Here is a 12,436-nt window from a genome sequence, read left to right as displayed (position 1 = left end):
AGCGCGACCAGCGCCGATCACCAGAACTACCAGGCTGACAAAGTTCGGCCCCGTCTGCGCTACAGACGGGGCCGGAGAGACGTACGGACCGATTCAGGCGGGCAGCACGACGACGAAGCGCTGCGGCTCCTCGCCCTCGGACTCGCTGCGCAGGCCCGCGGACTTGACCGCGTCGTGCACCACCTTGCGCTCGAACGGCGTCATCGGCTTGAGCTTCACGGGCTCGCCCGAGCTCCTGACCTCGGCCGCCGCCTTGGCGCCGAGTTCGGAGAGCTCGGCGCGCTTCTTGGCGCGGAAGCCCGCGATGTCGAGCATCAGGCGGCTGCGGTCGCCGGTCTCCCGGTGCACGGCCAGGCGCGTGAGCTCCTGGAGCGCCTCCAGCACCTCACCGTCACGGCCGACCAGCTTCTGCAGGTCACGGCTGCCCGTGTCGCTGATGATCGAGACGGACGCGCGGTCGCCCTCGACGTCCATGTCGATGTCGCCGTCGAGATCGGCGATGTCCAGCAGACCCTCGAGGTAGTCCGCCGCGATCTCACCCTCCTGCTCCAGGCGGGTCAGGGTGTCTGCACCCTCGGCAGCGGCGGAGGTGGTGCCTTCCGTCACGGGATGGACTCCTTCTTACTTCTTGGACGGGGACTTGGGCCGCTGCGGACCCTTGCGCTGACCGGACTGGGCCCGGCTACGGGCGCCATTGCCGGGCTGCTGCGTCGTCTTCTTGGCGGCACCGGCAGGCTTGGTGTCCTGCGGCTCATCGGCCTTGTCCAGCGACGGCGAGGAGGACGTCGGCTCGGAGCCCCCGGCCGGCTTGGCCCCACCGGACTGGCGCTGCGCCTTGCTCTGCCGCTTGGGCTGCTGACGCTTCGGGCCGGCGGCACCGGCGGCCGTCGTAGCGTCATCGGCGGTGGCGGCGGCCGTGACCTCGCTCTTCACCACAGTGCCGTCGGGCTGGGCCGCGAGGCCCGCCTTGGTCAGACCGTTGATGAACTTGCGCTCGAACTCGTTGCGGTCGCGGCCCTTGGCGACGATCGCCTTGACGATGGCCTTCTCACTCCGCCGGCGGATCTTGCCGTGGTGCGTGACGTGCTTGTACAGGCGCTCCAGGTAAGCGGCCTGGGCCTTGGAACCCGGGGTCGGGTTGTTGTGGATCACGTACATCTGCTGGCCCATGGTCCACACGTTGGTGGTCAGCCAGTAGACGAGGACACCGACCGGGAAGTTGATGCCGAAGACGGCGAACATGACCGGGAAGACGTACATCAGCATCTTCTGCTGCTGCATGAACGGCGTCTTCACCGTCGTGTCGACGTTCTTCGTCATCAGCTGGCGCTGCGTGTAGAACTGCGACGCAGACATCAGGACGATCATGACCGCGGTGACGACCCGGACGTCGGTCAGTGAGGCGCCGAGCGCGGCGACCTTGTCCGCGCCGTCCGTGAACTTCGCGGCAAGCGGGGCGCCGAAGATGTGCGCCTTACGGGCGCTGGCAAGCAGCGGGTCGTTGATGACACCGATCGTCTTGCCCGTCGCGATGCCGTTGAGCACGTGGTAGAGGGCGAAGAAGAACGGAGACTGCGCCAGGATGGGAAGGCACGAGGAGAGCGGGTTGGTACCCGACTCCTTGTACAGCTTCATCATCTCTTCGGACTGACGCTGTTTGTCGTTCTTGTAGCGCTCCTGGATCTTCTTCATCTCGGGCTGGAGCGTCTGCATGGCCCGGGTCGCCTTGATCTGCTTCACGAAGAGCGGGATCAGGCAGATACGGATAAGGATCACCAGGGACACGATGGACAGGCCCCAGGCCCAGCCCGTGTCGGCGCCGAAGATCGCGCCGTACACCTTGTGGAACTGGACGATGACCCACGAAACGGGTGTGGTGATGAAGCTGAAGAGGCTGGCAATCGTGTCCACTAATCATGCTCCTTGGGCATGGGACGAGGTCTCTGCGGCCGGGCTCGAAGGGAGATTCCCCGCGGTGGCCGGTTCGGCGGCGGAGGGCCCGCCCTTGCGTGCACGCCAGGCGTCACGCAGCATTTCGTGCCACCGCGGACGCTTGCGCGGCGGGACATGGTCCACACCGCCGAGCGACCACGGATTGCACCGCAGGATGCGCCAGGCGGTCAGTGCCGTGCCCTTGATCGCACCGTGCCGGTCGATGGCCGTGTAGCCGTAGTGGGAACACGACGGGTAGTACTTGCAAACGGGCCCTAGCAGCGGACTGATCGTCCACTGGTACAGCTTGATCAGAGCCAGCAGCGGGTACTTCATCGCGCGCCCCCTCCTCCCAGCAGCCGCTGCAGGGCGGCATCCAGGTCTCGGGCCAGCTGTGCATGGTCGGCGTCACCCGCACCGGGCAGCGCTCGTACGACTACCAGGCTACCGGGGGGCAACAGGGCCACTCGGTCACGCATCAGATGGCGAAGCCTGCGCTTCACCTTGTTGCGTACGACCGCTCCACCCACGGCCTTGCTCACGACGAAACCCGCACGCGTCGGGGGAGCGCTCTCCCCAGGCGCGTGCGGGTCCGTGGCACCGCTACGTAGGTGGACGACGAGAAGCGGGCGTCCGGCCCGGCGTCCTCGGCGTACCGCGGTCGCGAAGTCCTCGCGCCGCCTCAGCCGATGCTCGGTAGGCAGCACGTCATGACCTGTACGCGATCAGGCGGACAGACGGGCGCGACCCTTGCTGCGGCGGGACGCCAGGATGGCGCGGCCGGCACGGGTGCGCATACGCAGCCGGAAGCCGTGGGTCTTCGCGCGACGACGGTTGTTCGGCTGGAAGGTGCGCTTGCTCACTCGGGGGCTCCAGTAATGATTCGGTGGGTGGCGGGGTGTCGCCTGGCTGTCACCGTGCGCCCACGAGTAGCTCGCATTACGCCCGAGTGCACCGCTTCCCGATCACCGAAATGTGCCCTGGTCGGCACACTGGTACGTGATCTGTGCCCATCGGAGGCAGGCGGCAGCAGCCATCGACAACTCGACCTGGTTACGGTACGCGGGGCTGCGCCATCCGGTCAAACCGGTGGCCGGTCGGGGACACTTGTCCACAGGCTGGGGACAACAACTTGAACCGCACGGGCCGCCCTGACTACCGTGACTGGACTCCGATTCGTTCCCTTATCCCTGCCCGAGCAGTTTTGCTCCCGACCTGACCGAACCGATTCACATCCCGACCCGTCCCGCAACCACACGTTCGTGGGACCTGTGAGAGAGCGTGCCCTGTGGCTGACGTACCCGCCGATCTTGCCGCAGTGTGGCCGCGAGTACTCGAGCAGCTCCTCGGTGAGGGCCACGGGCCGGGCGTCGAGGCGAAGGACGAGCACTGGATCAGGCGCTGCCAGCCGCTGGCGCTGGTGGCCGACACCGCCCTGCTCGCCGTTCCGAACGAGTTCGCGAAGGGTGTCCTCGAGGGTCGGCTGGCGCCGATCGTCAGCGAGACGCTGAGCCGTGAGTGCGGCCGCCCGATCCGTATCGCGATCACCGTCGACGACTCCGCGGGCGAGCCGCCCGCCCCGCCCGCCCAGTCCCGCTACGACGAGCCCGAGCTGCCCTCTCCGCAGGGCCGCGACGCCTATGACGGCGGCGGCTACGAGGGGTACGGCCGTCACCGTGCCGACGACCACCGCGACCACCGCGACCACCGCGCGGGCCGCCCCGACCAGCGTCCCGGCGACCAGCTCCCGCCCGCCCGCGCCGACCAGCTCCCGGCCGCCCGGCCTGCGTACCCGGGCGAGTACCAGCGACCTGAGCCCGGCGCCTGGCCGCGCCCCACCCAGGACGACTACGGCTGGCAGCAGCAGCGGCTCGGCTTCCCCGAGCGCGACCCGTACGCGACACCGGACTACCGTGCGCAGTCCCTGGACCGGTCGCCGTACGAGCAGCAGCGCTCGGACTACGACGGCGGACGACCCGACTACGACGGCGGACGCCCGGATTACGACAGCGGGCGCTCGGAGTACGACAGCGGGCGCCCCGACTACGAGCAGCAGCGGCCCGACCGCCGTGAGCTCCCGGAGCCGCCCTCCGGCAACGGCCATGTGCACAGAGGGGGCCCGGTCGGCCCGAACCTGCCCACGACCGGCGCCCCCGGTCCGCTGGCCGCGCAGCCCGCGCCGGCGACCGGGCCGGGCGAGCCCACCGCGCGCCTGAACCCCAAGTACCTCTTCGACACGTTCGTGATCGGTGCCTCGAACCGCTTCGCGCACGCCGCCGCCGTCGCCGTCGCCGAGGCACCGGCCAAGGCGTACAACCCCCTGTTCATCTATGGGGAGTCCGGGCTCGGCAAGACGCACCTGCTGCACGCGATCGGGCATTACGCGCGCAGCCTGTACCCCGGCACGCGCGTGCGGTATGTGAGCTCGGAGGAGTTCACCAACGAGTTCATCAACTCCATCCGCGACGGCAAGGCGGATGCCTTCCGCAAGCGCTACCGCGACATGGACATCCTGCTCGTCGACGACATCCAGTTCCTGGCGCAGAAGGAGTCGACGCAGGAGGAGTTCTTCCACACCTTCAACACCCTCCACAACGCCAACAAGCAGATCGTGCTGTCCTCGGACCGGCCGCCCAAGCAGCTGGTCACCCTGGAGGACCGGCTGCGCAACCGCTTCGAGTGGGGACTGATCACCGACGTCCAGCCGCCGGAGCTGGAGACGCGCATCGCGATCCTGCGCAAGAAGGCGGTACAGGAGCAGCTGAACGCGCCGCCGGAGGTGCTGGAGTTCATCGCCTCCCGGATCTCGCGCAACATCCGCGAGCTGGAGGGCGCGCTGATCCGCGTGACGGCGTTCGCGTCGCTCAACCGGCAGCCCGTGGACCTGGGCCTGACGGAGATCGTGCTCAAGGACCTGATCCCGGGCGGCGAGGACACGGCCCCCGAGATCACCGCGACGGCCATCATGGCCGCCACCGCCGACTACTTCGGGCTGACGGTGGAGGACCTGTGCGGCACCTCGCGCGGCCGCGCCCTGGTGACCGCACGGCAGATCGCGATGTATCTGTGCCGTGAGCTGACCGATCTGTCGCTGCCGAAGATCGGCGCGCAGTTCGGGGGCCGCGACCACACGACGGTGATGCACGCCGATCGCAAGATCCGCGCGCTGATGGCGGAGCGGCGCTCCATCTACAACCAGGTGACGGAACTGACGAACCGCATCAAGAACGGCTGACAGAACGGCTGACGCGGTCGGCACGGGCCGGCGCGGACGGTCCTACGCCTCCGCAGGCGCCCCGGGGCAAGACCCCGGGGCGCCTCCTTTTGCGTTCCCCTCGGGCTCAGGGCGGCTTGCCCGCGCCCCGGCCCACGGATGCCCTGCGACACCCGCTGTTCGATTACCTCCCGGGTTACGGCCACTCTCCACAGATCCGGTGACTTTCTTCCGTCCACATCCTGGGGACCGCGGAGTTGTCCAGATCGTGTCCACAGGGGGTGCGGGGGAAGAACCATCAGGCCAGCTCACCGGCTTGTGGATTCGTGGACGGGGAATCTCCACAGTCTGTGGACGAGGAGAAGATCCACAGGCTGTGCACGGGGTTGTCCACCGGCCACCCACAGGCTGAGGCGGGTTGTCCCCAGTGATCCCCAGCTTCTCCACAGTCCTGTCCACTGTTCGGCAACACGACGCGCCTCCTCACCGACCGGAGTGAAAGGCGTCACACCAAGGTGCTGGGTTGCCCTGTGGGAAAGGCGTGTAAAGCTGGGGACGGCACTGGGGAGAAGTGCCCCGAGGCTGTGCACGGGGTGTGCAGAACTTTCCGTTCTCCACAGAGACCCCTGGTTGTCCACGGGCTGCGCCCACAGGCCCCGTGGACAAAATTCCGCCTCCGACCTGGGACAACGCGGTTATCCACGGTTTCCACAGGCCCTACTACTACTCCCAACTAGAGAGACCGGGGAATTCGCTTGGAAGCGGGGTCTGTGCACAACTCGCCCTCCGGCTCCCGACTGCCCCTCGTCACGACTTGACCCCGAGAGGCACCTACTGTCAGTGGGGTGCGTCAGACTGGTCCCCGGTGTCCTTCCCCTCACCGGGACCCACGACACCGAGTCAGACGACGAAGGCCAGGCAGGGCGAGAGCGCCGGCAACAGCAGGAGGCGGCTTACGGTGAAGATCCGGGTGGAACGCGACGTACTCGCGGAGGCAGTGGCCTGGGCGGCGCGCAGCCTCCCGGCCCGTCCGCCGGCGCCTGTCCTCGCCGGCCTGCTGCTGAGGGCCGAGGACGGCCAGCTGAGCCTGTCCAGCTTCGACTACGAGGTCTCCGCGCGCGTGTCCGTGGAGGCGGAGGTCGAGGAGGAGGGCACGGTCCTCGTCTCCGGCCGCCTCCTCGCCGACATCTCACGCGCACTCCCCAACCGTCCGGTGGAGATTTCCACAGACGGTGTACGGGCGACGGTGGTCTGCGGCTCCTCCCGGTTCACCCTGCACACACTGCCTGTGGAGGAGTACCCGGCGCTGCCGCAGATGCCGAACGCGACGGGCACGGTCCCCGGCGAGGTCTTCGCCTCCGCCGTGCAGCAGGTCGCGATCGCCGCCGGCCGTGACGACACGCTGCCCGTGCTGACCGGTGTGCGCATCGAGATCGAGGGCGACACGGTCACGCTGGCCTCCACCGACCGCTACCGCTTCGCGGTCCGCGAGTTCCTGTGGAAGCCGGAGAACCCGGAGGCGTCCGCGGTCGCCCTGGTGCCCGCCAAGACGCTCCTGGACACCGCCAAGGCGCTGACCAGCGGCGACAGCGTGACCCTGGCGCTGTCCGGCTCGGGCGCGGGCGAGGGCCTGATCGGTTTCGAGGGCGCCGGGCGGCGGACGACGACCCGCCTCCTGGAGGGCGACCTGCCGAAGTACCGCACGCTGTTCCCGACGGAGTTCAACTCGGTCGCCACCCTGGAGACCGCCCCCTTCGTGGAGGCCGTCAAGCGCGTGGCGCTGGTGGCCGAGCGCAACACCCCGGTGCGGCTGAGCTTCGAGCAGGGCGTGCTGATCCTGGAGGCCGGTTCCAGCGACGACGCACAGGCTGTGGAAAGGGTCGACGCCCAGCTGGAGGGCGACGACATCTCGATCGCCTTCAACCCGACCTTCCTGCTGGACGGCCTGAGCGCGATCGACTCTCCGGTGGCCCAGCTGTCCTTCACGACGTCCACGAAGCCCGCGCTGCTGGGCGGCAAGCCGGCCATCGACGCCGAGGCGGACGAGGCGTACAAGTACCTGATCATGCCGGTGCGTCTCAGCGGCTGACGGTCGTCCACAGTCCCCTGGGGTCCGGTGGATGACGGGTCCCAGGGGGAAGCCGCAGGTGGGACCACGTATGAGCGCGTATGCCCACAGCTGTGCGTGACCGTCCGGGTTTAGGCTCGGACACGGGTACGAACGTGCCCCACACGCCACACAGCGACCTAAGGAACAACTGATGGAGCTCGGTCTCGTCGGCCTCGGCAAGATGGGCGGCAACATGCGCGAGCGGATACGCCGCGCCGGCCACACCGTCATCGGATACGACCGCAACCCGGACCTTGCCGATGTCCACAGCCTGGAAGAGCTTGTGGGCAAGCTGAAGGGCCCGCGTGTGGTCTGGGTGATGGTCCCGGCCGGTGCCCCGACCCAGTCGACGATCGACGAACTGGCCGAGCTGCTCGAGCCCGGTGACGTCGTCGTGGACGGCGGCAACTCCCGCTGGACGGACGACGAGAAGCACGCCGCCGAACTCGGCATCAAGGGCATCGGCTTCGTCGACTGCGGCGTCTCCGGCGGTGTGTGGGGCCTGCAGAACGGCTATGCGCTGATGTACGGCGGCGACCCCGAGAACATCGCCAAGGTGCAGCCGATCTTCGACGCGCTCAAGCCGGAGGGGCCCTACGGCTCGGTCCACGCGGGCAAGGTCGGCGCCGGCCACTTCTCGAAGATGGTCCACAACGGCATCGAGTACGCGATGATGCAGGCCTACGCCGAGGGCTGGGAGCTGCTGGAGAAGGTCGAGTCCGTGGAGAACGTCCGCGAGGTCTTCCGCTCCTGGCAGGAGGGCACCGTCATCCGCTCCTGGCTGCTCGACCTCGCGGTCAACGCCCTGGACGACGACGAGCACCTGGACAAGCTGCGCGGCTACGCCGAGGACTCCGGCGAGGGCCGCTGGACCGTCGAGGCCGCCATCGACAACGCGGTGCCGCTGCCCGCGATCACGGCGTCCCTGTTCGCCCGCTTCAGCTCGCGGCAGGACGACTCCCCGCAGATGAAGATGATCGCCGCGCTGCGCAACCAGTTCGGCGGCCACGCCGTAGAGAAGAAGTAATCCACAGGGCCGCACGGCGGTCCACAACCCTGGGGGAGGTCGGCGAACGACCATGCACGTCACGCATCTGTCGCTGGCCGACTTCCGCTCGTACGCCCGGGTCGAAGTCCCGCTCGACCCGGGCGTCACCGCCTTCGTCGGCCCCAACGGCCAGGGCAAGACGAACCTCGTGGAGGCGGTCGGCTATCTGGCCACCCTCGGCAGCCACCGCGTCTCCTCCGACGCCCCCCTCGTCCGCATGGGCGCCGAGCGCGCCATCATCCGGGCCGCGGTGCGCCAGGGCGAGAGACAGCAGCTGATCGAGCTGGAACTGAACCCCGGGAAGGCCAACCGCGCCCGCATCAACCGGTCCTCACAGGTCAGGCCCCGGGACGTACTCGGCATCGTACGGACGGTGCTGTTCGCGCCCGAGGACCTCGCACTGGTCAAGGGCGATCCGGGCGAGCGGCGTCGTTTCCTGGACGAGCTGATCACCGCGCGCTCCCCGCGCATGGCCGGCGTCCGCTCCGACTACGACCGGGTCCTCAAGCAGCGCAACACCCTGCTGAAGTCGGCCGCGCTGGCCCGCCGTCACGGCGGCCGCTCCATGGACCTGTCCACCCTCGACGTCTGGGACCAGCACCTCGCGCGCGTGGGCGCCGAACTGCTCGCCCAGCGCCTCGATCTGATCGCGGCGATCGGGCCGCTCGCCGACAAGGCGTACGAACAACTGGCGCCCGGCGGCGGCCCGGTCGCCCTGGAGTACAAGCCGTCCGCGCCCGGTGAGGCACACACGCGTGAGGCCCTCTACGAGCAGTTGACGACGGCGCTCGCCGAGGCCCGCAAACAGGAGATCGAACGCGGCGTCACCCTGGTCGGACCGCACCGGGACGACCTGCTGCTCAAGCTCGGCCAGCTGCCCGCGAAGGGGTACGCGTCCCACGGCGAGTCCTGGTCGTACGCGCTGGCGCTGCGCCTGGCGTCGTACGACCTGCTGCGTGCGGAGGGCAACGAGCCGGTGCTGGTCCTCGACGACGTCTTCGCCGAGCTGGACAGCCGCCGGCGCGAGCGGCTGGCGGAGCTGGTGGCGCCCGGGGAGCAGGTCCTGGTGACCGCCGCGGTCGACGACGACGTACCGGACGTACTGACGGGGACGCGGTACTCCGTGTCCGACGGCACCGTGGAGCGCGCATGAGCACCGACGAGCCCACACCGAAGAAGGCGCCGGAGCTGTCCGGCGTGGACCTCGCGCGCGTGGCGCTGCGGGCCGCGAAGGAGCAGGCACGTGCGCGGGGGGAGGCGGCGCAGCAGAAGAGGCAGGCGCGTAGCGGCGGCCTGCGCTCCGGCGCGCGCGGCGACCGCCGCGACCCCATGTCGCTGGGTGCGGCGATCAACCGGCTGATCGCCGAGCGCGGCTGGGAGACCCCGGCCGCGGTGGGCGGGGTGATGGGCCGCTGGCCGCAGATCGTCGGCGAGGACCTCGCCCGGCACTGCGTTCCGCAGACGTACGACGAGGACGAGCGGGTCCTGGTCGTGCGGTGCGACTCCACGGCGTGGGCGACGCAGCTGCGCCTGCTGGCGCCGCAGCTGGTGGCGCGGCTCAATGAGGACCTGGGGCACGGCACGGTGCGGCTGATCAAGGTCCAGGGCCCCGGCGGTCCCGCCCGCCGCTTCGGCCCGTTGCGCGCGCCGGGGAGCTCAGGGCCCGGGGACACCTACGGGTGACAGACATCACACAAAATTCGTCTGCGGCAGGGGGCGACGGCTCTTTCGGTGTGCCCGGACGCGGTCGCGAACACCGGTCTCACTCCCACGTAGCCAAGGGTTGACAGCCGGAAGCGCTGAGTGCCGCTCAGAGCCTCCTGGAGCCCCGCTCCGCATATGGGGAGTCGGGCGAGACCGGTTGAGGGCGGCACATGCGGACTCAGGTACCGGCAAACCCCCATCACTGTCGGCGCTACCGGTAGACTGGAGGACAATCCCGCCCCGAACGTGGGGACCGTCCGGGAAAAGCTGAGCAACGCTGATCAAGGCTTACCAACGCAACATGCCGCAGCCGCTCCGGCAACCCGCCGACGAGCCCGGCTCGTGCTGTGCCAGAAAGGGCGCTTCGTGGCCGATTCCGGCAACCCCAACGAGAACATCCCGTCCACCGACGCCGGCCTGAACGGCGCGGAGGCCGCCTTCAACGGCGAGGTCACCGCGTCGTACGACGCCAGCGCCATCACCGTCCTCGAGGGTCTTGACGCGGTCCGCAAGCGACCCGGCATGTACATCGGTTCGACCGGTGAGCGAGGACTGCACCACCTCGTGTACGAGGTCGTCGACAACTCGGTCGACGAGGCGCTGGCCGGTCACGCGGACACGATCGACGTGACGATCCTGGCCGACGGCGGCGTGCGCGTCGTCGACAACGGCCGTGGCATCCCGGTGGGCATCGTCCCCTCCGAAGGGAAGCCGGCCGTCGAGGTCGTGCTGACCGTGCTGCACGCGGGCGGCAAGTTCGGTGGCGGCGGCTACGCGGTCTCCGGCGGTCTGCACGGCGTCGGCGTCTCCGTCGTGAACGCCCTGTCGAGCAAGGTGTCCGTCGAGGTCAAGACCGACGGCCACCGCTGGACGCAGGACTACAAGATGGGCGTCCCGACGGCCCCGCTCGCCCAGCACGAGGCGACCGACGAGACCGGGACCTCGGTCACCTTCTGGGCGGACCCGGACATCTTCGAGACCACCGAGTACTCCTTCGAGACGCTCTCGCGGCGCTTCCAGGAGATGGCGTTCCTCAACAAGGGCCTGACGATCAGGCTCACCGACGAGCGCGAGTCGGCGAAGGCCACCTCCGGTGCGGACGAGGCGGGTGCCGACGAGAAGGACGAGGTCAAGACCGTCACGTACCACTACGAGGGCGGCATCGTCGACTTCGTGAAGTACCTCAACTCCCGCAAGGGAGACGTGGTGCACCCCTCCGTGATCGATCTCGAGGCCGAGGACAAGGACAAGAGCCTGTCCCTCGAGGTCGCCATGCAGTGGAACAGCGGTTACAGCGAGGGCGTGTACTCCTTCGCCAACATCATCCACACCCACGAGGGCGGTACGCACGAAGAGGGCTTCCGCGCCGCGCTGACCTCGCTGATCAACAAGTACGCGCGCGACAAGAGGCTGCTGCGCGAGAAGGACGACAACCTCACCGGTGACGACATCCGTGAGGGTCTGACCGCGATCATCTCCGTCAAGCTGAGCGAGCCCCAGTTCGAGGGCCAGACCAAGACCAAGCTCGGCAACACCGAGGCGAAGACCTTCGTCCAGAAGGCGGTCTACGAACACCTGAGCGACTGGCTCGACCGCAACCCGAACGAGGCAGCGGACATCGTCCGCAAGGCCATCCAGGCGGCCACCGCGCGTGTGGCGGCGCGCAAGGCTCGCGACCTCACCCGCCGCAAGGGCCTCCTGGAGACCGCGTCGCTGCCAGGCAAGCTCGCCGACTGCCAGTCGAACGACCCGGCCAAGTGCGAGATCTTCATCGTCGAGGGTGACTCCGCCGGCGGCTCGGCCAAGTCCGGCCGCAACCCGCAGTACCAGGCGATCCTCCCGATCCGGGGCAAGATCCTGAACGTCGAGAAGGCCAGGATCGACAAGATCCTGCAGAACCAGGAGATCCAGGCCCTGATCTCCGCCTTCGGAACGGGTGTGCACGAGGACTTCGACATCGAGAAGCTCCGCTATCACAAGATCATCCTGATGGCGGACGCCGACGTGGACGGCCAGCACATCAGCACCCTCCTGCTGACCTTCCTGTTCCGCTTCATGCGGCCGCTGGTCGAGGCCGGGCACGTGTACCTCTCCCGTCCTCCGCTGTACAAGATCAAGTGGGGCCGGGACGACATCGAGTACGCGTACTCGGACCGCGAGCGCGACGCGCTGATCGAGATGGGCCGGCAGCGCGGCAAGCGGGTCCGTGAGGACTCGATCCAGCGCTTCAAGGGTCTCGGCGAGATGAACGCCGAGGAACTGCGCATCACGACCATGGACCAGGAGCACCGCGTCCTCGGCCAGGTCACCCTCGACGACGCCGCCCAGGCCGACGACCTGTTCTCGGTCCTGATGGGCGAGGACGTCGAGGCACGGCGCGCGTTCATCCAGCGCAACGCCAAGGACGTCCGCTTCCTCGACATCTGAG

General features: G+C 68.7%; 11 protein-coding genes. 6 read left to right on the top strand and 5 right to left on the bottom strand.

All coding sequences use genetic code 11. From position 1 onward, the window contains the following. Positions 1–93: 93 nt before the first annotated feature. From SY2F82_RS26360 to rpmH, 5 genes are read right to left on the bottom strand one after another with little or no spacing between them, the layout of a single operon-like run. The gene (locus SY2F82_RS26360) at positions 94–606 is read right to left on the bottom strand and encodes a R3H domain-containing nucleic acid-binding protein (protein ID WP_200421638.1); all 513 of its coding nucleotides are present in this window, start codon (positions 604–606) and stop codon (positions 94–96) included. Between the two features lie 15 nt (positions 607–621). After that, the gene (gene yidC / locus SY2F82_RS26355) at positions 622–1,911 is read right to left on the bottom strand and encodes a membrane protein insertase YidC (protein ID WP_200421637.1); all 1,290 of its coding nucleotides are present in this window, start codon (positions 1,909–1,911) and stop codon (positions 622–624) included. Positions 1,912–1,914: 3 nt separating this feature from the next. After that, positions 1,915–2,268, bottom strand: a complete 354-nt coding sequence (gene yidD, locus SY2F82_RS26350; protein WP_200421636.1) for a membrane protein insertion efficiency factor YidD — start codon at positions 2,266–2,268, stop codon at positions 1,915–1,917. Next, positions 2,265–2,639 carry a ribonuclease P protein component gene (gene rnpA / locus SY2F82_RS26345; protein ID WP_200421635.1) on the bottom strand — a complete coding sequence of 125 codons (375 nt, stop codon included), beginning with the start codon at positions 2,637–2,639 and terminating at the stop codon, positions 2,265–2,267. The genes yidD and rnpA overlap by 4 nt, the downstream gene beginning before the upstream one ends. An 18-nt stretch (positions 2,640–2,657) precedes the next feature. Continuing rightward, entirely contained in the window at positions 2,658–2,795 is a 138-nt protein-coding gene (gene rpmH / locus SY2F82_RS26340) for a 50S ribosomal protein L34 (RefSeq protein ID WP_003956500.1), read from the bottom strand. 425 nt (positions 2,796–3,220) lie between these two features. Between rpmH and dnaA the strand changes: the two genes are divergently transcribed. From dnaA to gyrB, 6 genes are all read left to right on the top strand, one after another. Then, positions 3,221–5,167 (top strand): chromosomal replication initiator protein DnaA, encoded by a 1,947-nt coding sequence (dnaA, locus tag SY2F82_RS26335; protein ID WP_200421634.1) that lies wholly within the window; start codon positions 3,221–3,223, stop codon positions 5,165–5,167. A 937-nt stretch (positions 5,168–6,104) separates the two neighbouring features. Beyond that, on the top strand, positions 6,105–7,235 hold the full coding sequence (gene dnaN, locus SY2F82_RS26330; protein WP_200421633.1) for a DNA polymerase III subunit beta: 1,131 nt from the start codon (positions 6,105–6,107) through the stop codon (positions 7,233–7,235). 172 nt (positions 7,236–7,407) lie between these two features. Beyond that, complete coding sequence (gnd, locus tag SY2F82_RS26325) at positions 7,408–8,283, top strand: phosphogluconate dehydrogenase (NAD(+)-dependent, decarboxylating) (protein ID WP_200421632.1); 876 nt, start codon at positions 7,408–7,410, stop codon at positions 8,281–8,283. A 52-nt stretch (positions 8,284–8,335) separates the two neighbouring features. Further along, positions 8,336–9,457, top strand: coding sequence for a DNA replication/repair protein RecF (gene recF, locus SY2F82_RS26320; RefSeq protein WP_200421631.1), 1,122 nt, complete (start codon positions 8,336–8,338; stop codon positions 9,455–9,457). Then, the gene (locus SY2F82_RS26315; RefSeq protein ID WP_200421630.1) at positions 9,454–9,987 is read left to right on the top strand and encodes a DUF721 domain-containing protein; all 534 of its coding nucleotides are present in this window, start codon (positions 9,454–9,456) and stop codon (positions 9,985–9,987) included. The genes recF and SY2F82_RS26315 overlap by 4 nt, the downstream gene beginning before the upstream one ends. A gap of 363 nt (positions 9,988–10,350) precedes the next feature. Then, on the top strand, positions 10,351–12,435 hold the full coding sequence (gyrB, locus tag SY2F82_RS26310) for a DNA topoisomerase (ATP-hydrolyzing) subunit B (RefSeq protein ID WP_308437791.1): 2,085 nt from the start codon (positions 10,351–10,353) through the stop codon (positions 12,433–12,435). The last annotated feature ends 1 nt before the right edge of the window (position 12,436 follow it).

The sequence above is a fragment of the Streptomyces sp. Y2F8-2 genome (genome assembly GCF_014905555.1).
In the GTDB taxonomy this organism is placed as follows: domain Bacteria; phylum Actinomycetota; class Actinomycetes; order Streptomycetales; family Streptomycetaceae; genus Streptomyces; species Streptomyces cynarae.
The sequence above is the reverse complement of the archived record's forward strand: the minus strand, read 5'-3'. Positions and strand labels throughout refer to the sequence as shown.

Excerpts from the sequence above, each read along its gene's own strand:
- yidD (WP_200421636.1), bottom strand. The coding sequence starts at position 2,268 with ATGAAGTACCCGCTGCTGGCTCTGATCAAGCTGTACCAGTGGACGATC.
- gnd (WP_200421632.1), top strand. The coding sequence starts at position 7,408 with ATGGAGCTCGGTCTCGTCGGCCTCGGCAAGATGGGCGGCAACATGCGC.
- recF (WP_200421631.1), top strand. The coding sequence starts at position 8,336 with ATGCACGTCACGCATCTGTCGCTGGCCGACTTCCGCTCGTACGCCCGG.
- SY2F82_RS26315 (WP_200421630.1), top strand. The coding sequence starts at position 9,454 with ATGAGCACCGACGAGCCCACACCGAAGAAGGCGCCGGAGCTGTCCGGC.